We start from the raw sequence: 21,206 nt of genomic DNA on the forward strand, positions 1-21,206 counted from the left end.
CTCCCTGCGCCGGCACGACAGGGCCGACAGCCCCTTCCTGCCTGCGCACGACGGGCTCGGCGGCCCCTTCCTGCCGGGATACGACGGCCTCGGAAGCCCCTCCCTGCCGGGGAACGGCGGAATCGGCAGCCCCTCCGTGTTGGGGAACGGCGGAGTCGGCGGGCCCTTCCTGTCGGCGCACGACCGCCTCGGCAGACCCCTCCTGCCGGGGTACGGCGGCGGCCGCCGCCGCTGCCCGCGGAGGTACCGGGACAGCGGCTCCCCTCCCCCGCCCCGTGCCGTCCTTCCGGCTCCGGTGCAAGGCGCGGGCGACCGTGGCCAGGGTGAGGACGAGGGCGCCCTGGGCCAGGGCCAGGGCTCCGAAGGTCGTGTCGCCCGCCAGGCGGCCGGAGGAGTGCCAGTGGGGGCGGCTCCAGGCGGCGTAGACGAGGGTGAGGGCGAGGAGGGCGAGGGCGGTGAGGGGGAGGCGGTGGACCACGTGGGCGTCGAGGGTGCGGTCGAGGCGGTGCTCGCTGCGGCCGCGTCGGCAGACCACCCAGACCACGGCGAGCGCCCCGGCGGCCAGTGACACCTCCAGCAGCCGGCCGAGCAAGTCCAGGACGGCCGGGCCACCGGGGCGGTGGTCCTCGCGGGCCGCCGCCGTACCGACCGCCGCGGCCACCGTGAGCAGGCCCGCCGCGGTGTGGGCGGCGCGCAGACGGGCGACGAGACGGCGGCCGTACCAGAACCCGGGGCGGCTCAGCGCGGTGTGGCCGGGGCCGTGCTCCGGCTCGGGAGCGCGGTCGAGGGGTTCCTGGGACTCGTACGCCCGCCAGGTGCGGTGGGAGAGGTACCACAGGAGGCCGGTCAGCGCGGTCGGGACCAGGGCCGCGAGGGCGAGGCGGCGGCCCGGCGTGCTCCACCAGCCGCCGTGCGAGCCGCTGGGGGACAGAAAGCCCAGCCAGGAGTGGCGGGCGGCGCACGCGCGGGTGCCGGCGCACTGCCAGGCGGTGAGGTCGAGAGCGACCTCGCAGGCCGCCGCGACGAGGAGCACCGTCAGGCTGAGGCCGGCGAGCCGGACGAGCAGGCCGTAGAGGCGGACCGCGCGGGTGCCCTCGGGGGCGGCCGGGCGCATCCAGTGGGCGAGGTTGACCACCATGAACGGCAGCAGCAACAGCCACAGGGCGCGGGTGCCGTTCCCGGAGGTCAGGTTGGACCAGACGTACGCCTCCGGGACCGGCCGCCCGGTGTGATCGCCGGAGAGCGCGTCCGCGTCGGCGTCCTCGGCACGTCGGTAGACGGCGGCCGTCTCGTCGCCGGTGATCCGCACCGTACGCGGATCGTTCAGCATCTTCTCGGGCGTGGCGCCGCCCACGCCGTGGACCAGGAGTTCCAGGGCCGCTCCGCCCGTCCGGGAACCTTCCACCGTTCGCACTTCCCCCCTGACACACCGCTCCCCTGTCCTCGTCCGGGCCCAGGATCTCCGCTCCGGAGGGCGTCCACACCCCGGCACACCGAATCTCCCCGATCCGTGCGACACAGGAACATCACAGCCCTGGCTGGCATGCACACGTCGGGGTGCTGGCCCGGTCGGGGCCCGGTCGTGCGAGGATGGGACGCCCGCGCACCGGGGAAGGGCGAGAATTCTCTCGTCGCAGCAGGTGAGCGGGCCTGTCGAGCCGTTCGAGGAAAGGACCGGAGCGTACGTGAGCGAGAATCAGAACCTCCTCGCGGAGCAGCGCCGCTCCCTGATCCTGGACGAGGTGCGCCGCCGGGGCGGCGTCCGTGTCAACGAGCTGACCCGCAAGCTCGGCGTGTCGGACATGACGGTCCGCCGCGACCTGGACGCGCTGGCCCGGCAGGGTGTGCTGGAGAAGGTGCACGGCGGTGCGGTGCCGGTGGTGGAGGCGAGCACGCACGAGCCCGGCTTCGAGGCGAAGTCGGGTCTTGAGCTGACCGCCAAGGAGGACATCGCGCGGGCCGCCGCGGAGCTGGTCGCGCCGGGGAGCGCGATCGCGCTGTCGGGCGGTACGACGACCTACGCGCTGGCGCACCAGCTGCTGGAGGTGCCGGACCTCACCGTGGTGACGAACTCGGTGCGGGTGGCCGACGTCTTTCACGCGGCGCAGCGGACCTCGGGGCCCCGGCAGGGCGCGGCGACGGTCGTGCTGACCGGTGGGGTGCGCACCCCGTCGGACTCGCTGGTGGGACCGGTCGCCGACCAGGCCATCGCGGCGCTCCACTTCGATCTGCTGTTCCTCGGTGTGCACGGGATATCCACCGAGGCGGGGCTGTCCACGCCGAACCTTGCGGAGGCCGAGACCAACCGGCGTCTCGTACAGTCGGCGCGCCGGGTCGTGGTGGTCGCCGACCACACCAAGTGGGGCGTGGTGGGCCTGAGTTCGTTCGCGGCCTTGGAGCAGGTCGACACCCTGGTCACGGACGCCGGGTTGCCGGGCGCGGCCCGCGCGGAGATCTCCGAGCATCTGCGGCGGCTGGTGGTGGCCGGCGAGAACGGTGCGGGGGAAGACATCTGACGGGGTGACGGCTAGGGTGACGGCTCCGTCGACCGAGGGGGTCCGTGTCGCCATGGTCCGTCGTCTGCGCCCCGAGAGCCTCGACTTCGTCGGGGCCGCTCCCGTCCGGCTCGGTTTCACCCGTGAGCTGTCCGCCTCCCCGGAGCGGGTCTTCCATGCGCTGGCCTCGGACGTCTCCGGCTGGGCCGCGTGGTTCCCGGCGGTCTCCTCGGCCGAGCCGCTCGACGAAGGGGCGGGGCGGGACGTACGGCTGCGGGGCGGTACACGGTTCCGGGAGACGGTCCTCGCGGCGAAGGAGCCCGAGCTGTACGCCTACCGGGTGGACGTCACCAACGCGCCGGGGATACGGGCGCTGGTCGAGGAGTGGCGGCTCGCGCCGGCCGGGGCGGGGACCCGGGTGCGGTGGACGTTCGCCGCGGACGGGCCCGCGGTGGTGCGGGGTGCGCTGCGGCTGGCGGGGCCGGGGCTCGGGTTCTCGTTCCGGGATGCGATGGGCCGCCTCGAACGGCGGCTCGCGACGGGCTCGTAGCCCGGCCCGACCCGCGCGACAAACCCGCCTCCGCCCGACAAGCCCGCCCCGCCCGACAAGCCCGCCTCATGCCGGTCATTCCGGCCAGACGCCGGTCGCCAGCATCGCCTCGATGGCCGCCGTGTAGGGCGCGATGTCCAGGCCCTGTTCGGTCAGCCAGGCGTCGGAGTAGTACTTGTCGAGGTAGCGGTCGCCGGGGTCGCACAGCAGGGTGACCACGCTGCCGCGTCGGCCGTCCGCGACCATCTCGGCGACGATCTTGAGCGCGCTCCACAGTCCGGTGCCCGTGGAGCCGCCCGCCTTGCGGCCGATGGCCTGCTCCAGGGCCCGTACGGCGGCGACGCTGGCCGCGTCCGGGACCTTCATCATGCGGTCGATGGCACCCGGGACGAAGCTCGGCTCCATCCGGGGCCGGCCGATGCCCTCGATGCGGGAGCCGCAGTCGTAGGTGACGTCCGGATCGCCGGTGGTCCAGCCCTCGAAGAAACAGGAGTTCTCGGGGTCGGCGACACAGATGCGGGTGTCGCGCTGGGTGTAGTGGACGTACCGGGCGATGGTCGCGGAGGTGCCGCCGGTGCCGGCCGTGGCGACGATCCAGGCGGGCTCCGGGAACCGCTCCGACTCCAGCTGGCGGAAGACGGATTCGGCGATGTTGTTGTTCCCGCGCCAGTCGGTGGCCCGCTCGGCGTAGGTGAACTGGTCCATGTAGTGGCCGCCGGTGTCCGCCGCGAGGCGGGCCGACTCCTCGTACATGGTGCGCGGGTCGTCGACGAAGTGGCAGCCGCCGCCGTGGAACTCGATGAGGCGGATCTTCTCAGCGCTCGTGGTGCGGGGCATGACGGCGATGAAGGGCACGCCGATCAGCTTGGCGAAGTAGGCCTCGGACACGGCGGTGGAGCCGCTGGACGCCTCGATCACCGGGCGGTCCGGCCGGATCCAGCCGTTGCACAGGCCGTACAGGAACAGCGAGCGGGCGAGACGGTGCTTGAGGCTGCCGGTGGGGTGGGTCGACTCGTCCTTCAGGTACAGGTCGACGCCCCAGGCGTCGGGGAGCGGGAAGCGGAGCAGGTGGGTGTCCGCCGAGCGGTTGGCGTCCGCCTGGACCTTGCGGACGGCCTCTTTCAGCCAGTCGCGGTAGACGCCGTCGCTGTGGTCGACGTCGAGGGTGGCGCCGGTCCTGGTCTGCTGGGGGGTGGTCACGGCAGGAGCTCCTTACACACATCGCGCCGACGGGCGCCCGAGGCGGCCGGCACACCGATCATAAGCACCTTCCGTACCGCTGCTCACCTGCATAAACACACCTTTGGGGGCCCCAAAGGCGGTCCTGGGGACGCAGTACGGGCGCACGGGGGGCGCATTCACGCGAGTGCTCCTGCAGGGCGTGGTCGGCGGGCCGTACGCACTGGTGCTCGACGCCGGGCGCGGGCAGACTGCACCGGGCGGGACGCGGCTCCCGGTCAGGGCGTACGCCCCTGGGCGGCCGTGGGTCCCGGACGGGGGCGCACACTGGATCACGGAGGCGACGAGTTCGCTCGCGCGAGGACGACCGCAAGGGGGCGGGAAGGCATGGCGGAGCCGGAGTTCACGGCGACGGGCGTGCGGATCGGCAAGAGACTGCGCTCACTCACCCGGGCCGGGCAGGTCCGGATCAGCGGCGGCAGGCTGGAGCTGCTCACCAGCTACGGAAGCGAGATCGACAGTGCGCCGGTGCAGGCGGTCCGCGCCTCCAGGCCGTGGTTCGCCCCGGAGGACCGGGCGCTGGCGGACCTCAACGGCAACCGGTACCTGCTGACCCTCGGCGAGCACGACCCCGCGCCGGGCGAGCCGGGGCCGCCCGCCGCCCGCCGGTTCATCGAGGCCGTGCGGAAGGCGGCGGGTCACTCCCGCTGAGGCGAAGCAGCCGAGCAGCCCCGGGCCGTGCGAGTTGCGCCGCGGGATCCCCTGAGTCACGCTGTTCTCACGTCACTCTGGGTTTACCGGCGATAACGCTGCGAACCAGCCCGCCGGCCACCGCAGCAGGCGGCCGCCTCGCGCAGCAGCTCTGCTCGATCGATCCGAACTCCGTGTTCTTCCGGACCTCAGTCGGGGAGTCGCAGCCGTGATCAGCAACCCAAGCAGGCACTGCACGGTGGAGCTCCAAGCCCTGCCGTCGCGGATCGGCCAGGTCCGCAGAATCGTATCGGCGCAGTTGCGCTACTGGCATCTGGATCCCCTCATAGACCGGGCCGCGCTCGGTGTGACGGAGCTGTTGACCAACGTCCACCTGCATGCCCGGCCCGACAAGACATGTGTCGTGGAGATGGAGCTGCTGCTGGACCGGCTCACCGTCTCCGTGCGCGACCACGATCCGCGGCTGCCGGTCCCGGCGGACGTCCCCGAGACCGGGACCCTCACCACCTGCGGCCGCGGGCTCGCCATGGTGGCCGCGATGAGCGAGAGCTGGGGCGCGCGGCCGGACGGGGAGTCCGGCAAGGTGGTCTGGTTCACGCTCCCCGCGTCGGCCGTGGTGCCGGAGCGGTCGGCGCGTCCGCCGCGCCGTACGCCCCGGGAGCAGGTCGTGTCCCCGTTCCCGGAGGTGGTCGCGGTGGACGTCCACCGTGCCTCCCACGCTCCCGCCCGGTCCGCCGTCGTCGGCTGACCGGGCGGTGACCTTCCCTCACCGGGGACCGGGGGCCTCCCCGTGGGCGCCTTCGGTGGGCCCATTCGGTGGGCTCATTCGGTGGCGACGGCCCGCAGCACGTCCAGGCGGGCCGCGCGCCGGGCCGGGCGCAGTCCGGCGAGGGCTCCGGCGGCGAGGCCCACGAGGGCGACGACGGCGAGCCGGGCGGGCGGCAGCGCGAAGGCGAAGGCGCTGTCGCCCGCCCCGTCGGAGGCCCGCACCAGCACCCAGCCGAGGAAGGTGCCGAGCGCCAGGCCGCCCGCCGTGCCGAAGGCGGCGACCAGGACCGACTCCCAGCGGACCATGGCCCGTAGCTGGGACCGGGTCTGGCCGACGGCCCGCAACAGGCCGAGTTCGCGGGTGCGTTCGTGGATCGCCAGCGTCAGGGTGTTGGCGATGCCGAGGAGCGCGATCAGCACCGCGAGGGCGAGCAGGGCGTAGACGAGGGTCAGCATCATGTCGATGCCGCCGGCCGACGAGGCCGCGTACGCGTCGCGGGTCTGCACCTCGGGGTTGCCGTAGTGCGCGGCGACCTTCTCGACGGCCGCCTTGCCCCGCGCGGTGCTCACACCGTCCTCGAAGGAGACGGCGATCAGGGTGTCGGCGTCCTGGATGCGGTGCGGGGCCCAGGCGGCGCGGGTGATGACGTAGTCGCCGGCGAGTTCGGACTGCCCGTAGACGGCGCGGACGGTGAAGGTCCGCCGCTCCCCGTCGGTGAAGGCGAGCCGGGCCGGGCCGCCGAGGCGCAGGCCCCGGCGGTCGGCCTCCGCGCGGGTGACGGCGAGTCCGTCGGTGCCGAGGCCGCGCAGGTCGCCGCGTACGGTGCCGAGGTCGAAGGTGCGGGCCAGGGCCACCGGGTCGGTCACGGTCAACGCGCGCCCCTCGCCGTCGACTTCGGCGACCCCTCGGCCGAGCCCGACGGCGGTGTCGACCTCGGGCAGCGCGTCGATCGCGGGGGCCAGCCGCGGGCTCAGGCCGCTGCCGCCCGCGCCGAAGGACGGGGTGCTGACGGCGACGTCGCCCGCGAAGGACCGGGAGACGGTCTGGTCCATGGTGGCCTTCAGCGAGGCCCCGAACACGGTGAACAGGGACACCACGGCCACGCCGATCATCAGGGCGCTCGCGGTGGCGGCGGTCCGCCCGGGACTGCGCAGGGCGTTGCGCCGGGCGAGGCCGCCGGTGACGCCGCGCAGCCGGGCGAGGGGGCTGCCGAGGACGCGTACCGCCGTGCCGGAGGCGGCCGGGCCGAGGACGACGAAGGCGACGAGGGCGAGGACGGCGCCCAGGCCGGCCGACCGGACGGACGGGGAGACGAGGACTCCGGTCAGGGTCACCGCGAGGGCCAGGACGAGCAGTCCGGCGCCGAGGACGGCACGCGGCCGGGAGGCGCCGGAGGTGTCGACGGCGCTCTCGCGGAGCGCGGCCAGCGGGGCGGTGCGTCCGGCGCGCACGGCGGGCAGCAGGGCCGAGCCCATACAGACCAGGAAGCCGACCGCGAGGGGGAGGCCCAGCGACAGGCCGCTGATCACCAGGTCGCCTTCGGGGAAGGGGAATCCGATGGCCGGGAACAGGGCCTGGAGTCCGGCCGCGATCCCGATGCCGCCGGCCAGTCCGGCCGCGGAGGCGGTCACGGCGACGGCGCCCGCCTCGGTGAGGGTGGCCGCCGTGACCTGACGGCGGGAGGCGCCGAGGGCGCGCAACAGGGCGTTCTCACGGGTGCGTTGGGCGATGACGATGGCGAAGGTGTTGTGGATGGAGAAGGTCGCGACGAGCAGGGCGACTCCGGAGAACACCAGCAGCAACGTCGTGAAGACCGTGAGGAACCGACTGGCGATCATGTCCGTGTTCTCACGTGCCGCCTGCTGCCCGGTGATCGCCTCGATGCCCCGGGGCAGGACGGGAGTCAGCCGGTGGACCAGTTCGGTCTGGCTCACTCCGGGGTCGGCACGGACCACGATGCGCGAGGCCTCGCCGGGCCGGGCGGTGAGGTACTTCTCGGCGTCGGCCCGGGTCATGCCGGTGAAGGTGACCTGGGCCATGCCGTCCTCGCCGCCGAAGGTGGCGAGCCCGACGATCGTCACCCGTACCGGGTCGGGGGTACGCAGGACGGTCGTGTCGCCGATCCTCAGTCCGCCCCTCTCTGCGGTACCGCGGTTGACGACGACCTCGCCGGACCGGGCGGGGACGCGGCCCTCGGCGAGCCGGTACGGATTGAGCCGCGGGTCGGTGATCCAGTTGCCGGCGAGGGTGGGCGGGCCCTGGCCCCCGATCGCCTTGCCGTCGGCGCCGACGAGCTGGCCCGCGCCCTGGATGTCCGGGGCGGCGGCCGCCACGCCCGGCACCTTCTCCACGGCCGCGACGAGGGAGGTGCCGACCGGCCGCCGTACGCCCTGGCTCTCGCCGGGGGTGGTGAGGGCGTCGGCGCCGCGGACGACGGCGTCGGTGCCGGCGGTGGCGCTGCCGAACATCGAGTCGAAGCTCGCGCGCAGGGTGTCGCCCATGACGAGCGTCCCGGCGAGGAAGGCCACGCCGAGGAAGACCGCGAGGAAGGTGCCCGCGAACCGCCGCTTGTGGGCGCGCAGGGAGGTGAGGCTGAGGCGCAGGGAGGCGTTCATGACGGCACCTCGAAGGCCTTCATGCGGTCCAGGACGCGGTCGGCGGTCGGGGACTCCATCCGGTCGACGAGCCGTCCGTCGGCGAGGAAGACCACCTCGTCGGCGTGGGCGGCGGCCACCGGGTCGTGGGTGACCATGACGACGGTACGGCCGGTGCGGCGCACGGTCCCGGCGAGGAGCCCGAGGACCTCTCCCCCGGTGCGGGAGTCGAGGTTGCCGGTGGGCTCGTCGGCGAAGACGACCTCGGGACGGCCGGCGAACGCCCGTGCCACGGCGACGCGTTGCTGCTGTCCGCCGGAGAGCTGCGCGGGCCGGTGGTGCAGCCGGTCGCGCAGCCCGACGGTGTCGACCAGCGCGTCGATCCACTCGGCCTCGCCCGCGGCGCCCGCCAGATCCAGCGGCAGCCGGATGTTCTCCTCGACGGTCAGGGTGGGGACCAGGTTGAACGACTGGAACACGAACCCGATCCGGTCCCGGCGCAGGAGGGTGAGGCGGCGGTCGTCCAGGGAGCCCAGTTCGGTGTCACCGATCCAGGCGGCGCCGGAGGTGAGCGTGTCCAGGCCCGCCGCGCAGTGCATCAGGGTGGACTTGCCCGAGCCCGACGGGCCCATGATCGCGGTGAAGCGTCCGGCCGGGAAGGCCACGCTCACCCCGTCCAGGGCCCGTACGGCGGTGTCGCCGACGCCGTACACCTTCACGGCGTCGGCGACCCGGGCGGCCGTCGTGAGGGCGGTCGCGGTGGTCACAGCGCGCCCCCCTTCCGGCCGAACTGCTCGTCCAGGACGGACATCCGGCGCCAGTACTCGTCCTCGTCGATCTCGCCGGAGGCGAAGCGCCGGCCGAGGACGGCCAGCGGCGAGTCGCCGGCGGGCCGGTCGACCGGGTGCCAGGGGCCGCGCCGGCCGCGCCACACCGTGCGGCGCAGCACGGCGACGACGCCGACCACGACGGCCGCCCAGATCAGCGGGAGGAACAGGATCCAGGGGCCGGGGCCGCCGCCGTCCCAGTTCGCCAGGGTGTTCATCTCGGGTCATCTCCTCGGTGGGGTTCCTCGGTGCTGCGATGCCTCGAGAATCCCGCCGGGAGGGGGCCCGGGTCGTCGTGCGGCCGGCGGCAGTGCGGGTACCTCCCGGGGAGTACGCGCGGGGTCCCGGGACTGCTCCGGGCCGAGTGCGCGGGTGGCCCGATCGTGTCGGTCCCTGTCCCGTCCGGGCGCTGTCGGCCGCCGTACGGTCCGCGAGCATGGCCGGTGACGGAGATTCCCCGCGGGTGAGGAGTGGTGCGGCCATGGCCCTGGAGATGCGTGAGCGCTGCGAGCGCTGTACGACGGCCGCTCTGCCGCCCGACGGGCCGGCGCTGATCTGCTCCTACGAGTGCACGTTCTGCGGGCCGTGCGCCGAGGCCCTGAGCGGTGTCTGCCCCAACTGCGGCGGCGAGCTGGTGCCCCGGCCGCGCCGGGCCGCCGGGGTCTGACGGCTCGGGCCACGGCCCGGAGGCGCCGCGTGTGCGTCAGGCGGACGGCTTCTCGTCGAAGCTCGCGAAGTAGGCCGCCGCCATGTCCTCGCCGGCGTGCCCCTGCGCGGCCGCCCGCTCCAGGCGTTCCGCGCTCGCGGCCGCCACGTCGAGGCGCACGCCGCCCGCGCGGCCGGCCTCGACGATCAGCCGGGCGTCCTTGGCCGCGGTGTCCACCGCGAACTGGGGCGGGGAGAGCCGGCCGTCGAGGATCATCCCGGCCTTGGCCCGCAGATAGCCCATGTCCAGCGGGCCGCCCTCGATGAGCCCGAAGAACGCCGCCGGGTCCACCTCCAGCGACCGGGCCAGCGCCAGCACCTCGCCCGTCGCGGCGGTCGCGGCGATCACCCAGCTGTTGGCCACCAGCTTCAGCCGGGTGGCGCTGCCCGCGCCGCCGTCCTCGCCGGTCCACACCGTCCGCGCGCCGACCGCGTCGAAGACGGGAACGACCGCGTCCCGGTGCTCGGGCGGACCGGCCGCGAGGACCGTCAGCTGCCCGGCCTCGGCGGGCTGGCGGGTGCCCAGCACCGGCGCGTCGAAGAAGACGAGCCCGTGCTCCCGGGCGAAGGCGGCCAGGTCGCCGATCGCCTCGGTGCCGGCGGTGGTCGACTGCACCCAGGCGGCGCCGGGGCGCAGGGCGGGAGCGGCCTCGCGCAGGACGTCCAGGGCGGCGGGACCGTCGTAGAGCATGGTCAGGACGACGTCCGCGCCCCGGACCGCCTCGGCGGGGGTGTCGGTGACGGTGACGCCGTCGGCGGCCAGCGGCTCGGCCTTGGCGCGGGTGCGGTTCCAGGCGCGGACGGGGTGTCCGGCGCGGACGAGGTTGCGGGCCATGGCGGCACCCATGATGCCGGTGCCGAGGACACTCACGGTGGTCTTGTCGGTCATGCCGTCAACCTACTTCGACGCGGCGCTCACGAGGCCGTCCAGCCAGGCCTGGTGACCGTTGAGCATCGGGTCGGGCCGCTCCTGCGCCAGCGCCGCGGCGGGCCGGCCGTGCTGGGTCTCCTGGGTGAGGACGCGGACCCGGCCGCCGGGCAGGTCCTCGACCAGCCAGGCGTGCAGGACGTCCAGCCGCTCCTCGGGGCCGCCGTCCTGCCGCGCGGTCCAGGACAGCCGGCCGGGGACTCCGTCGCCGGGGGCCCGGAACTCCACGACGTGCGCGTCGAGGGGCGGGAAGCCGAAGGTGCCGAAGCGGAAGGCCAGGTCGTCCGTCAGGCGCGGGCCGCCGCCGTGGGGGAAGGAGATGTCGGCGACGTTGTCGTAGTAGCCCTCCCACTCGGAGGTGTCGGTCAGGAAGTGCCAGACGCGGGCGGCCGTGAGGCCCTGGACGATCACCTCGTTGGAGACGAAGTTGTCGCCGGTGCCGGGCAGGTACCTCTCGGGCCAGTGGATCGCGTGCTGCGTGGTCATCTCGGTCCTTCCGAAGAATCCGGGGATCCGGGGGATCCCGGGGCGCCGCCACGAGTCGGCGACGTCCTCGAAGGTAGGCCCGTCATCCATCGGGAAACCAATAGGAAGGCCGATGTCCGCCATCGGGTCGCCGATGCCCATGGCCGCTAGGCTGGTCGGTATGAGGAATCGGACGCCCAAGGTCACCGAGACCGAGACCGGGACCGTGCCCGGCGGTGCCGGGCGGCTCCCGGCGCACGCCGATCTGAATCTGCTGCGCACCTTCCTGGCCGTGTACCGCTCCGGCTCGTTCACGGCCGCGGCCCCGCAGCTGGGGCTGTCGCAGCCCACGGTGACCGCCCAGATCCGCACGCTGGAGCAGCAGGGCGGGCGGGAGCTGTTCACCCGGCTGCCCCGGGGCGTCGAGCCCACCCCGCCGGCGCACGAGCTGGCGGCGCGGGTGTCGGCGCCGCTCGACGCGCTGGCCGCGCTGGAGGGCGGGGACCCGTCGGCCGGGCGGACGGCGCCGGTGCACCTCGCGGGGCCGTCGGAGCTGCTGTGCGTCCGGGTCCTGCCGGCGCTGGCGCCGCTCGTCGCGGGCGGGCTCCGGCTGCGGGTCGCGCAGGGGCTGACCGAGCCGCTGCTGGAGGAGCTGCGGACCGGGCGGCACGACCTGGTGATCACCACCCGCCGGCCGCGCGGCCGGGCCCTGGAGTCGGTGCCGCTGGCCGACGAGGAGTACGTCCTGGTGGCCTCCCCCGCCTGGGCGGACCGCGTCGGCGCGGGCGCCCGGGCCGGCGACCTGTGCGCCGCGCTGCGGGACGTCCCCCTGATCACCTACGCCGAGGACCTGCCGATCGCCCGCCGCTACTGGCGCACCGTCCTCGGCAGACAGCTCACCGCGAGCGCGGCGGTCACCGTGCCCAACCTGTACGCGGTGCTGTCGGCGGTCAACGCGGGCGCCGGGTACAGCGTCCTGCCGCACTCCCTGTGCCAGGAGCACCTGGACGCGGGCCGTCTCGTCCGGCTCCACGACCCCGAGGAGCCGCCGCTGAACACCCTGTTCCTGGTCCAGCGGCCCGGGGCGGACGCCGACCCCGAGGTACTGCGGGTCCGCGACCGGCTGCGGGCCGCCGCCTCCGCCTGGTGAACGGCCGTACGCCGGCTCAGCAGGCCGTACGCCGGCTCAGGCGACGGAGATGTCCACGGCGGGCCGCAGCCGGGCCGCCGCGGCCAGCGCCCGGTGCACGGGGTGGGTGTCGAAGGCCTTCACCAGCGCGCCGTCCGCCGGGAGTTCGGCGGCGGGGTAGGCGATCTGCTCGTAGGCCGCCCGGAAGCGCGGACCCCAGCGGCGGGCGCCGAGCCGGGCCGTGCGCGAGCAGTTGTCGACCATGAACGCGACGTCCCGGGCGTGCATGTACGGCAGCAGGGAGTCCACGGCCTCAATGACGGACTCGTTGACGATCTCCGACCAGGGGTGGCCGCGTTCGGCGAACTCGTCGATCTGGGCGGTCGTCGTCGCGACGAACACCCCCGCCGTGAACGGCTCGACGGGCAGCGGCCGTTGCCCACGGCGGGCGTGGACGCGCGGGGCCACGGCCCACATCGGCGCACCGCCGATCCCGCTCATCGGGCGCCGCGCGAGCCGCCGTTCGGCCAGGACGACGCTGCGCAGCTCGGTGCCGTCGGCGACCTCGTCGTAGATCTCGGCGACGAGCTCGCGGGCCGGTGCGTACGTCGCCGTGTAGGCGCGGTCGAAGACCTCCCGCCCGGCCGGGTCCAGTTCCTCGCGCACCGCCCGCAGCCCGGACCTGGAGATGGTGCGGGCGATCGGGCCGGTGACGTTCTCGCAGGACTTCTCGTACGCGGTGATCTCGTCGTCGCCCGCGAGCCGGTAACGCCCGTACAGGCTCTCGACGATGGCGTGCACCGCGCCGAGCAGCACGGCCCGTTCGCCGACGACGTCCGAGCGGTACTCGCCGTCGAGGGTGGTGCGGAAGGTGTACGGCGCCCCCAGCGCGACCGACCAGCCGAGCGCGAGGTCGGTCGCCCGGCCGTCGGGGTCGGCATGGACGGCGTAACTGCTGTTGATCCCGGCGCCGTTGGTCTGCGCGCCCTGCCGGTAGAGGCGGCGGACGGAGTCGCCCATGCCCTTGGGGCAGACGGCGATCACGGAGTGGCCCGGCGGGAAGTCGCCGCCGCTCGCCCGGAGATGGCCGAGCAGGAAGCCGTGGGACAGTCCGATCACGGCGCCGGGCCTCAGCACCCGGAAGATCTCCTCGTGGTGGGCGGCGAGCGCGGCGTCGGCGATGAGGAGGATCACCAGGTCGGCCGTGGCGGCCACGGCGAGCCAGTCGCCGAGCGTGCCGTCGGCCTCGGTGAAGCCGTGGGCGCGGGCGTCCTCGGCCGAGCGGGAGCCCGGGCGCAGTCCGACGGACACGGCGATGTCCGTGCCGGCGAGGGAGTCGCGCAGGTTGAGGGCCTGCGCGCGGCCCTGCGGCCCCCAGCCGAGCACGCCGATCCGGCGCACTCCGGCGAAGGCCCGCGGCAGCAGCGGGAAGAGGTGCCGGCCGCCGCGCAGGACGGTCTCGATGCCGCCGGGCACGGCCATCGTCTCCAGGGGGAACACGTGGGAGGTGTACGTCGTCGAGGTCATGGTCGAGTTGTAGGCTCCGGGCCGGTGTTGCGACAAGCGCAACTCTTGCAGCGCCGCGTTGCGCGAAATGAAAGGTCTAGGTCATGCGGGACGACCATCGGGAGCTGCGGCTGTTCCTGCATCTGGCGCAGACGCTGAACTTCGGGCGGACGAGCCTGGACTGTCACGTCAGTCCGGCGACGCTCACCCGGACCGTGCAGCGGCTGGAGGCGGATCTCGGGCACCGGCTGCTGGACCGGGGGCCGCGCGGGGTGGCGCTCACGGTGGAGGGGCACCGGTTCCGTGCCTACGCGGTCCAGGCACTGGAGTTGTGGCGCTCCTACCGTGAGGAGCATCCGGATCCCGCCGAACTCACCGGCCGGCTGGCGGTGTTCGCGACGGTGACCGCGTGTCAGGCGCTGCTGCCGGACCTGTTGGCGCCGCTGCGGGCCGCGCATCCGCAGGTGCGGCTCGATCTGCGGACCGGGGACGCGGCGGCCGCGCTGGCCCGGCTGGACGAGGGCGAGGTCGACGTGGCGGTGGCGGGGATCCCGGCGCGGCTGCCGGAGGCGCTGGTGAGCCGGACGGTGGCGGTCACCGAGCTGGTGTTCGTGACCGCGCGGGAACGGCCGGACGACGGGCTCGACGGGCCGTTCGTGCTGCCGCAGCGGGGGCTGGTGCGCGAGGCGGCCGACCGCTGGTTCCGGGCGCGCGGCCGGACCCCCGAGGTGGCGGGCGAGCCGGACGGCCACGAGGGGCTGCTGGCGCTCGTGGCCCTGGGCTGCGGCACCGGCGTCGTGCCCGCGCTGGTCCTGGAGCACAGCGCGGTGCGGGAGCGGCTGGCGGTGGTACCGGCGGCCGGCCCGCCACCGGAGCCGTTCCCGATCGGGCTGTGCGTCCGCCGGGCGGATCTGCGCCGCCCGGCGGTGGCGGCACTGTGGAGCCTCACCGGGCCGTGAGAACCGACCGGGGCGACGCCGTGGGCCCCACCCGGCCGCGAAGACCCACCGGGACAACGCCACGGCCCCCACCCCGCCGCAAGAACCCACCCGAGCCACGCCACAGAACCCCACCCCGCCGCAAAAACCCACCCGAGCCACGCCACACAACCCCACCCCGCCGCAAAAACCACCGGGACAACGCCACCGCCCCCACCCCGCCGCGAAAACCCACCCGAGCGACGCCACAGAACCCCACCCCGCCGCGACGACCCGCCCGAGCGGCGTCAGCCGTGCCCGGTCGTGGGGGCGCCGGTGTTCAGGCCGCGTTCAGTGCTCCGAGGGGGTCGTCGAGGACCGGCTGCCAGGCCAGTTCGGCCGCTCCGACCAGGCTGTTGTGGTCGAGGGTGCAGGCGAGGATCGGGACGCCGCCGCTGCGGCCCCACAGGCTGCGGTCGGCGACGACGGCGCGCAGCCGGTCGGGGTCGGCGTCGAGGAGGGTGCGGTGCAGTCCGCCGAGGATGATCCGGTCGGGGTTGAGGATGTTGACCAGGCCCGCGAGTCCGAGGCCGAGCCGGTCGATGAGGACCTCGGCGGCCGTACGGACGACCGGATCGCCGTACTCCTCGCGGATCAGCTCGTTGGCCTGGTGCAGCAGCGAGCCCTCGGGACCGGGCTCGCGGCCGGCGGTCGTCAGCAGCGCCAGCGGGTCGGCCTCGACGTCGAGGCAGCCGCGGCCGCCGCAGTGGCAGGGGCGGCCCTCGGGGTTGACGGTGAGGTGTCCGACCTCCAGGGCGAGTCCCGAACTGCCCGTGTGCAGACGGCCGTCGAGGACGAGCGCGCCGCCGACACCCCGGTGCCCGGTGGCCACGCACAGCAGGTCGCGGGCACCGCGTCCGGCGCCGTGCCGGTGTTCGGCGAGGGCGGCGAGGTTGACGTCGTTGCCGACGAAGGCGGGGCCGGTGATCCCGGCGGCCCGGACGCGTTCGGCGAAGACCTCCCGCACCGGCGCCCCCACCGGCCAGGCCAGGTGCAGGGGGTTGAGCGCCAGGCCCTCGGGTTCGGTGACCGCCGACGGCACGGCGAGCCCGGCGCCCACGCACCGGCGGCCGGTCCGTCGCAGCAGGTCGGCACCGGCGTCCATGGCCGCCCCGAGCACCTTCGCCGGGTCGGCGTCCACGGTCTCGCAGCTCGGGGTGGTGGCGACGATCCGGCCGCCGAGGCCGACCAGCGCGGCCCGGAACCCGTCGGCGTGCACCTGCGCGGCCAGGGCGACCGGGCCCTCCTCGGCGAGTTCGAGCCGGTGCGAGGGCCGGCCCTGGGATCCCGCGGCGGCACCGGGCCGTGCGTCGACCCGGATCAGCCCGAGCGCCTCCAGTTCGGCGGCGACCGCGCCGGCCGTGGCGCGGGTGACGCCGAGTTCCGCGGTGAGCACGGCCCGGGTGGGCGCCCGCCCGGTGTGCACGAGCTCCAGCGCGGGCCCGAGCGCACCGCGCCCCCGGTCCAACCGCGCCCTCGAGGTGGTTCCTTCCCCCGCCGGCCGGGGGTCCGCGTCGCCGCTCATGAGGGGGAGTCTCCCATGATCCGTTCGTCAGCCGGTGCCGGGCGCCCGCGGGAAACCGCTCACCCGGAGCGTGAGGTTCAGCCGGCCCGTCAGGCCCAGCCCCGGCGGAGCCGTGCCCGGCAGGACGCGCGGCACCCCGTGGTAGGCGAGCCGGGACGCTCCGCCGAACACGAACAGATCGCCGCTGCGCAGTTCCACGTCGGTCCAGGGCCGGGTGCGGGTCTCGGTGTTGCCGAAGCGGAACACACAGGTGTCACCGAGGCTCAGCGACACCACGGGCGCGTCGGAGCGTTCGTCGGCGTCCCGGTGCAGCCCCATGCGGGCGTCGCCGTCGTAGAAGTTGATCAGCGCGATGTCGTACGGCGTCGCGGCCACCGCCCGGGGTCCCAGCGCGTCGGCCACCGCCCGCCGCCCCAGCTCGCCGAGCCACTCCGGGAACGGCTTCACCGGTGTGCCGTCGCCGTCGACGACCGTGCGGGCGTAGGCGTACGGGTACCAGTGCCAGCCCAGACAGACCTGGCGGGCGGTCATCGTGCCGCCGCCGGGCGTGCGGACCGTGCGCAGACCGGCCGGGGGTCTCGCCCAGGCGCGACAGGCCTCCAGAAGCCCGGCCTGCCGGTCCGCGTCGAGCCAGCCGGGCACGTGCACCGCGCCGGGCGCGATCCGGGCCCGCTCCCGGGGAAACAGCTCGCCGTCCATGCGCCCATCCTCCCGCACCGCACCGGAACCGGGTCTGAGCTGCGGCTGGGCTAGCCTTGGGGCACCATGAACGACCGTATGACGACGCCGTGGGGCGAGGTCGCCCTGGCCCGCTTCCCCGAGGATCCGCGCGACCGGCTGCGTGCCTGGGACGCCTCCGACGCCTATCTGCTGCGGCACCTCGCGGAGCGGGAGCGGGACCTGCCCCTGACCGGCACCGTCGTGGTGCTGGGCGACCGCTGGGGCGCGCTGGTCACGGCGCTCGCGGCGCACCACCCGGTGCAGATCACCGACTCCTGGCTGGGCCAGGAGGCGACCCGCGCCAACCTCGCGCGGGCCGGTGTCGGACCCGGCGCGGTGCGGCTGCTCACCACCCAGGACCCGGTGCCCGAGCGCGTCGACCTGCTCCTGGTCAGGGTGCCGAAGAGCCTGGCGCTGCTGGAGGACCAGCTGCTGCGGCTCGCGCCCGCCGTCCACCCGGGCACGGTCGTGATCGGCACGGGCATGGTCAAGGAGATCCACACCTCCACCCTGAACCTGTTCGAGCGGATCCTCGGCCCGACGAGGACCTCGCTGGCCGAGCAGAAGGCACGGCTGATCCTCTGCACCCCGGACGCGTCGCTGTCCCGCCCCGCGAACCCGTGGCCGTACCACTACGACCTTCCGGGCGACCTCGGACCGCTCTCGGGCCGCCCGGTCGTCAACCACGCGGGGGTCTTCTGCGCCGACCGGCTGGACATCGGCACCCGGTTCTTCCTGAAGCACCTGCCGGAGACGGACGGGACACGCAGGGTCGTGGACCTGGGCTGCGGCAACGGGATCGTGGGGACGGCGGTGGCGCTGGCCGACCCGCGGGCCGAGGTGCTGTTCACCGACGAGTCGTTCCAGGCGGTGGCCTCGGCGGAGGCGACCTTCAAGGCCAACGGGGTGCCGGGGCACGCCGAGTTCCGGGTCGGCGACGGGCTGACCGGGGTGCCGGACGGCAGCGTGGACGTCGTCCTGAACAATCCTCCGTTCCACTCCCACCAGGCGACCACGGACGCGACGGCCCGGCGGATGTTCACCGACGCCCGGCGGGTGCTGCGGCCGGGCGGGGAGCTGTGGGTGGTGGGCAACCGTCATCTGGGCTACCACGTGACGCTGAAGCGGCTGTTCGGGAACTGCCGGCTGGTGGCCGGGGACCCGAAGTTCGTGGTGCTGAGGGCGGTCAGACGCGGTTGAACAGGCGGAGCGTCCGCTCCACGGTGCGGGCCATCGCCTCCCGTCCCGCCGTCAGATAGCGGCGCGGGTCGACGACGGCCGGATCGGCGTCCAGGAACTCCCGGATCGCGCCCGTCAGGGCCTGGTTGAGCGCGGTGCCGACGTTGACCTTGGTGATCCCGCCCGCGACCGCGGCGGTGAGCTGGTCGTCGGGGACACCGGACGACCCGTGCAGGACCAGGGGCACGTCGACGGCCCCGGTGAGCCGTGCCAGCAGGGCGTGGTCGAGGGCTGCCGTGCGGGTGGTCATCGCGTGCACGCTGCCGACGGCGACGGCCAGGGCGTCCACGCCGGAACCGTCGACGAAGGCGCGCGCCTCGCCGGGATCGGTGCGGGCCCCGGGCGCGTGCGCGCCCTTGCCGCCGATCTCCCCCAACTCGCCCTCGATCCACAGCCCTCGGGAGTGCGCCCAGTGGACGGCGGCACGGGTCGAGGCGAGGTTCGCGGCGTACGGCAGGCGGGAGGCGTCGTACATCACCGAGCTGAACCCGGCGTCGGCGGCCTGGTGCAGCAGGGCGTCGCTCTGGATGTGGTCGAGGTGCAACGCGACGGGTACGGCGGTCTGTTCGGCGATGCTGACGGCGGCCCGGGCCAGCGGGAGCAGCCGGTCCCGGCGGAACGCGACGGCGTTCTCGCTGACTTGGAGGACGACGGGCGCACCCGCGGCCTCGGCACCGGCGGCCACGGCCTCGGCGTGCTCCAGCGTGATGATGTTGAAGGCGAGGACGGCGGTACGGGCCGCGCGGGCGCGGGCGACCAGCTCGCCGGTGGTGGTGAGGGGCACGGCAGCTCCTGATCGGCCGGTCGGAGGAGGTCAGAGGACGACGGACCGGGTGAGGTGGCGGGGCCGGTCCGGGTCGAGTCCCCGGGCGGCGGCGAGGGCCAGGGCGAGCCGCTGGGCGCGGACCAGCTCGGCCAGGGGGTCCAGGGCCCCCTGTACCCACAGCGCGCCGGTGTCGGCGGTCTGGCGGGCCAGCCCGTCGGGCGCCTCGCCGATCATCCAGGTGGCCGTGCCGGAGGTGCTGACGCTGATCGGGCCGTGCCGGTACTCCATGGCGGGGTAGGCCTCCGCCCAGGCGAGGGAGGCCTCGCGCGTCTTCAGGGCCGCCTCGTGCGCCAGGCCCACCGTCCAGCCGCGTCCGAGGAAGGTGAACTGGCCGCATTCCAGCAGCCCTTCGGGCAGCGGCTCGGCGAGCGCGGTGCGGCAGTCGGCGACGGCGGTGTCGGGGTGCAGTCCGAGGTGGGCGCGCAGGAGGGTGAGGGCGGTGGTGGCGAACCGGGTCTGCACGACGGAGCGTTCGTCGGCGTGGTCGAGCAGGACGACCCGGTCGGCGGTCTCTCCGGCCGGGGTGCGCGGGTCGGCGGTGACGGCGGTGGTGGGCGTACGGCCCCGGAGGCGGGCGAGGAGGTCGAGCACCTCGGTGGTGGTGCCGGAGCGGGTGAGGGCGAGGACCCGGTCGTAGGGCCGGTGACGGGGGAACTCGGAGGCGGCGAAGGCATCGGTCTCGCCCTGTCCGGCGCCCTCCCGGAGGGCGGCGGCCGCCTGGGCCATGAAGAAGGAGGTTCCGCAGCCGACGATCGCCACCCGCTCCCCCGGCCGTGGCAGTTCCCGCGCCCAGCGGCCCGCCTCGGCCGCGGCCCGGGTCCAGCACTCCGGCTGGCTGCTCAGCTCGTCCTCGACGTGGGTCATGCCCCACCTCCCGCTGACGGTGATTGTTCCTGCAAGATTGAGCCGTCTTTCGAACAACTTCAAGCATGCGAACGGAGACGGCCGATGTCACGCGACGCCCGCTGGAAGGCGCTGCTGGAGCTGCTGGTCGAACGGGGCCGGCTGGACGTGGAGGAGGCCGCGGCGGAGCTGGGGGTGTCGGCGGCGACCGTCCGGCGGGACCTCGACCAGCTCGCCGAGCAGCGGCTGCTGGTCCGTACCCGGGGCGGCGCCGTGGCGCACGGGGTGTCGTACGAGCTGCCGTTGCGCTACAAGACGGCCCGGCGCGCCTCCGAGAAGCAGCGGATCGCGCGGGCGGTCGCGGATCTGGTCGGGCCGGGCGAGACGGTCGGGCTGACCGGGGGCACGACGACTACGGAGGTGGCGCGCGCACTGGCGGTACGCGCCGATCTCGCGTCCGGCACCCCGGCGCTGACGGTGGTCACCAACGCCCTGAACATCGCGACCGAGCTGGCGGTGCGGCCCCAGTTCAAGATCGTGGTGACGGGCGGGGTGGCGCGGGCCCAGTCGTACGAACTGATCGGACCGCTGGCGGACGGTGTGCTGGGGCAGATCACCCTGGATGTGGCCGTACTCGGGGTGGTGGCCTTCGACCCGCGGGAGGGGGCCGCCGCCGACGACGAGGCCGAGGCGGCCGTGAACCGGATGCTGTGCGAACGCGCCGGGCGGGTCGTGGTGGCCGCCGACTCCGGCAAGCTGGGGCGGCGGGCGTTCGCCCGGATCTGCGCGGCGGACGCGGTGGACACCCTGGTCACGGACACGGGGGCGGACGCGGAGACGCTCGGCCGGTGCGAGGAGGCGGGGATCCGGGTCGTCGTGGTGTGAGCCGGGCGGAGGGCGGTCCGAGCGGACGGAGGGGCCGAGGGGCGGAAGGGCCGAGGGGCGGAAGGGCCCGGGGGGCGGAAGGGCCCGGGGGGTCCGGGCGGGCGGAGGGGCCGGGACGGCCGTCCGCACGGGCCACAGTCGCCGGGACGACCGTCTCCACGGGCCGCAGTCGCCGGGACGCCCGTACACACAGGCCGCAGTCGCCGAGACGGCCGTACACACAGGCCGCAGTCGCCGAGACGGCCGTACACACAGGCCGCAGTCGCCGGGACGCCCGTACACACAGGCCGCAGTCGCCGGGACGCCCGTACGCACAGGCCGCAGTGGCCGGGA

At 74.7% G+C, this 21,206-nt stretch carries 20 protein-coding genes and 1 pseudogene; 9 read left to right on the forward strand and 12 right to left on the reverse strand.

Translation table 11 applies throughout. The features are described from left to right. Positions 1-1,330: pseudogene (locus tag ABZ490_RS03145) on the reverse strand (hypothetical protein); the annotation flags it as partial. A 355-nt stretch (positions 1,331-1,685) separates the two neighbouring features. Between ABZ490_RS03145 and ABZ490_RS03150 the strand changes: the two are divergent. Both ABZ490_RS03150 and ABZ490_RS03155 read left to right on the forward strand, forming a co-directional pair. Then, positions 1,686-2,516 (forward strand): DeoR/GlpR family DNA-binding transcription regulator, encoded by an 831-nt coding sequence (locus ABZ490_RS03150; RefSeq protein WP_358983396.1) that lies wholly within the window; start codon positions 1,686-1,688, stop codon positions 2,514-2,516. Between the two features lie 52 nt (positions 2,517-2,568). Then, positions 2,569-3,045, forward strand: coding sequence for an SRPBCC family protein (locus tag ABZ490_RS03155; protein ID WP_358983610.1), 477 nt, complete (start codon positions 2,569-2,571; stop codon positions 3,043-3,045). Positions 3,046-3,120: 75 nt separating this feature from the next. Here the strand turns inward: ABZ490_RS03155 and ABZ490_RS03160 are convergent, their stop codons facing one another. Further along, on the reverse strand, positions 3,121-4,245 hold the full coding sequence (locus ABZ490_RS03160; protein ID WP_358983398.1) for a PLP-dependent cysteine synthase family protein: 1,125 nt from the start codon (positions 4,243-4,245) through the stop codon (positions 3,121-3,123). A gap of 366 nt (positions 4,246-4,611) precedes the next feature. Here ABZ490_RS03160 and ABZ490_RS03165 point away from each other — a divergent pair, with 366 nt between their 5' ends. Continuing rightward, entirely contained in the window at positions 4,612-4,935 is a 324-nt protein-coding gene (locus ABZ490_RS03165) for a hypothetical protein (protein WP_055634135.1), read from the forward strand. 208 nt (positions 4,936-5,143) lie between these two features. Next, positions 5,144-5,683, forward strand: a complete 540-nt coding sequence (locus ABZ490_RS03170; protein WP_206189699.1) for an ATP-binding protein — start codon at positions 5,144-5,146, stop codon at positions 5,681-5,683. A gap of 74 nt (positions 5,684-5,757) precedes the next feature. On the opposite strand, the gene ABZ490_RS03175 is transcribed toward ABZ490_RS03170, so the two are convergent. Genes ABZ490_RS03175 through ABZ490_RS03185 form a run of 3 tightly spaced genes read right to left on the reverse strand, consistent with a single transcriptional unit; the run spans position 5,758 to position 9,343 of the window. Next, positions 5,758-8,319, reverse strand: a complete 2,562-nt coding sequence (locus ABZ490_RS03175) for an ABC transporter permease (RefSeq protein ID WP_358983401.1) — start codon at positions 8,317-8,319, stop codon at positions 5,758-5,760. Then, on the reverse strand, positions 8,316-9,065 hold the full coding sequence (locus tag ABZ490_RS03180) for an ABC transporter ATP-binding protein (RefSeq protein WP_358983403.1): 750 nt from the start codon (positions 9,063-9,065) through the stop codon (positions 8,316-8,318). The genes ABZ490_RS03175 and ABZ490_RS03180 overlap by 4 nt, the downstream gene beginning before the upstream one ends. Next, positions 9,062-9,343: an SHOCT domain-containing protein gene (locus ABZ490_RS03185; RefSeq protein ID WP_358983405.1), complete on the reverse strand. Its 282-nt coding sequence runs from the start codon at positions 9,341-9,343 to the stop codon at positions 9,062-9,064. The genes ABZ490_RS03180 and ABZ490_RS03185 overlap by 4 nt, the downstream gene beginning before the upstream one ends. Before the next feature lie 263 nt (positions 9,344-9,606). Here ABZ490_RS03185 and ABZ490_RS03190 point away from each other — a divergent pair, with 263 nt between their 5' ends. Beyond that, complete coding sequence (locus ABZ490_RS03190; RefSeq protein ID WP_358983407.1) at positions 9,607-9,792, forward strand: DUF1272 domain-containing protein; 186 nt, start codon at positions 9,607-9,609, stop codon at positions 9,790-9,792. A gap of 36 nt (positions 9,793-9,828) precedes the next feature. Here the strand turns inward: ABZ490_RS03190 and ABZ490_RS03195 are convergent, their stop codons facing one another. Beyond that, a complete protein-coding gene (locus tag ABZ490_RS03195; RefSeq protein ID WP_358983409.1) occupies positions 9,829-10,719 on the reverse strand; it encodes an NAD(P)-dependent oxidoreductase in 891 nt (296 codons plus the stop codon). A 9-nt stretch (positions 10,720-10,728) separates the two neighbouring features. Continuing rightward, positions 10,729-11,244 carry an SRPBCC domain-containing protein gene (locus ABZ490_RS03200; protein WP_358983411.1) on the reverse strand — a complete coding sequence of 172 codons (516 nt, stop codon included), beginning with the start codon at positions 11,242-11,244 and terminating at the stop codon, positions 10,729-10,731. Between the two features lie 160 nt (positions 11,245-11,404). On the opposite strand from ABZ490_RS03200, the gene ABZ490_RS03205 reads away from it, so the two are divergent. Next, positions 11,405-12,373 (forward strand): LysR family transcriptional regulator, encoded by a 969-nt coding sequence (locus tag ABZ490_RS03205; protein ID WP_358983413.1) that lies wholly within the window; start codon positions 11,405-11,407, stop codon positions 12,371-12,373. A 36-nt stretch (positions 12,374-12,409) separates the two neighbouring features. On the opposite strand, the gene ABZ490_RS03210 is transcribed toward ABZ490_RS03205, so the two are convergent. Continuing rightward, positions 12,410-13,879, reverse strand: coding sequence for a ketol-acid reductoisomerase (locus ABZ490_RS03210; RefSeq protein WP_358983415.1), 1,470 nt, complete (start codon positions 13,877-13,879; stop codon positions 12,410-12,412). 83 nt (positions 13,880-13,962) lie between these two features. Between ABZ490_RS03210 and ilvY the strand changes: the two genes are divergently transcribed. After that, on the forward strand, positions 13,963-14,817 hold the full coding sequence (gene ilvY, locus ABZ490_RS03215; protein WP_358983417.1) for an HTH-type transcriptional activator IlvY: 855 nt from the start codon (positions 13,963-13,965) through the stop codon (positions 14,815-14,817). A gap of 298 nt (positions 14,818-15,115) precedes the next feature. Here the strand turns inward: ilvY and ABZ490_RS03220 are convergent, their stop codons facing one another. Then, positions 15,116-16,360: an ROK family protein gene (locus ABZ490_RS03220; RefSeq protein ID WP_358983419.1), complete on the reverse strand. Its 1,245-nt coding sequence runs from the start codon at positions 16,358-16,360 to the stop codon at positions 15,116-15,118. A gap of 27 nt (positions 16,361-16,387) precedes the next feature. Continuing rightward, positions 16,388-17,059, reverse strand: coding sequence for an alpha-ketoglutarate-dependent dioxygenase AlkB (locus ABZ490_RS03225; RefSeq protein ID WP_358983421.1), 672 nt, complete (start codon positions 17,057-17,059; stop codon positions 16,388-16,390). A 78-nt stretch (positions 17,060-17,137) separates the two neighbouring features. Between ABZ490_RS03225 and ABZ490_RS03230 the strand changes: the two genes are divergently transcribed. After that, positions 17,138-18,280 carry a methyltransferase gene (locus ABZ490_RS03230; RefSeq protein ID WP_358983612.1) on the forward strand — a complete coding sequence of 381 codons (1,143 nt, stop codon included), beginning with the start codon at positions 17,138-17,140 and terminating at the stop codon, positions 18,278-18,280. Here the strand turns inward: ABZ490_RS03230 and ABZ490_RS03235 are convergent. Together ABZ490_RS03235 and ABZ490_RS03240 are read right to left on the reverse strand one after the other, a co-directional pair. After that, complete coding sequence (locus ABZ490_RS03235) at positions 18,267-19,103, reverse strand: class II fructose-bisphosphate aldolase (RefSeq protein WP_358983423.1); 837 nt, start codon at positions 19,101-19,103, stop codon at positions 18,267-18,269. The genes ABZ490_RS03230 and ABZ490_RS03235 overlap by 14 nt on opposite strands. 30 nt (positions 19,104-19,133) lie before the next feature. Further along, a complete protein-coding gene (locus ABZ490_RS03240; protein WP_358983425.1) occupies positions 19,134-20,009 on the reverse strand; it encodes a sugar isomerase in 876 nt (291 codons plus the stop codon). 84 nt (positions 20,010-20,093) lie between these two features. Between ABZ490_RS03240 and ABZ490_RS03245 the strand changes: the two genes are divergently transcribed. Next, positions 20,094-20,873: a DeoR/GlpR family DNA-binding transcription regulator gene (locus tag ABZ490_RS03245; RefSeq protein WP_358983427.1), complete on the forward strand. Its 780-nt coding sequence runs from the start codon at positions 20,094-20,096 to the stop codon at positions 20,871-20,873. Positions 20,874-21,206: the final 333 nt, after the last annotated feature.

The organism is Streptomyces sp. NPDC005811 (genome assembly GCF_040630405.1).
Lineage (GTDB): Bacteria > Actinomycetota > Actinomycetes > Streptomycetales > Streptomycetaceae > Streptomyces.

Excerpts from the sequence above, each read along its gene's own strand:
- ABZ490_RS03155 (WP_358983610.1), top strand. The coding sequence starts at position 2,569 with ATGGTCCGTCGTCTGCGCCCCGAGAGCCTCGACTTCGTCGGGGCCGCT.
- ABZ490_RS03165 (WP_055634135.1), top strand. The coding sequence starts at position 4,612 with ATGGCGGAGCCGGAGTTCACGGCGACGGGCGTGCGGATCGGCAAGAGA.
- ABZ490_RS03175 (WP_358983401.1), bottom strand. The coding sequence starts at position 8,319 with ATGAACGCCTCCCTGCGCCTCAGCCTCACCTCCCTGCGCGCCCACAAG.
- ABZ490_RS03185 (WP_358983405.1), bottom strand. The coding sequence starts at position 9,343 with ATGAACACCCTGGCGAACTGGGACGGCGGCGGCCCCGGCCCCTGGATC.
- ABZ490_RS03190 (WP_358983407.1), top strand. The coding sequence starts at position 9,607 with ATGGCCCTGGAGATGCGTGAGCGCTGCGAGCGCTGTACGACGGCCGCT.
- ABZ490_RS03195 (WP_358983409.1), bottom strand. The coding sequence starts at position 10,719 with ATGACCGACAAGACCACCGTGAGTGTCCTCGGCACCGGCATCATGGGT.
- ABZ490_RS03200 (WP_358983411.1), bottom strand. The coding sequence starts at position 11,244 with ATGACCACGCAGCACGCGATCCACTGGCCCGAGAGGTACCTGCCCGGC.
- ABZ490_RS03205 (WP_358983413.1), top strand. The coding sequence starts at position 11,405 with ATGAGGAATCGGACGCCCAAGGTCACCGAGACCGAGACCGGGACCGTG.
- ABZ490_RS03210 (WP_358983415.1), bottom strand. The coding sequence starts at position 13,879 with ATGACCTCGACGACGTACACCTCCCACGTGTTCCCCCTGGAGACGATG.
- ilvY (WP_358983417.1), top strand. The coding sequence starts at position 13,963 with ATGCGGGACGACCATCGGGAGCTGCGGCTGTTCCTGCATCTGGCGCAG.
- ABZ490_RS03220 (WP_358983419.1), bottom strand. The coding sequence starts at position 16,360 with ATGAGCGGCGACGCGGACCCCCGGCCGGCGGGGGAAGGAACCACCTCG.
- ABZ490_RS03225 (WP_358983421.1), bottom strand. The coding sequence starts at position 17,059 with ATGGACGGCGAGCTGTTTCCCCGGGAGCGGGCCCGGATCGCGCCCGGC.
- ABZ490_RS03230 (WP_358983612.1), top strand. The coding sequence starts at position 17,138 with ATGACGACGCCGTGGGGCGAGGTCGCCCTGGCCCGCTTCCCCGAGGAT.
- ABZ490_RS03240 (WP_358983425.1), bottom strand. The coding sequence starts at position 20,009 with ATGACCCACGTCGAGGACGAGCTGAGCAGCCAGCCGGAGTGCTGGACC.
- ABZ490_RS03245 (WP_358983427.1), top strand. The coding sequence starts at position 20,094 with ATGTCACGCGACGCCCGCTGGAAGGCGCTGCTGGAGCTGCTGGTCGAA.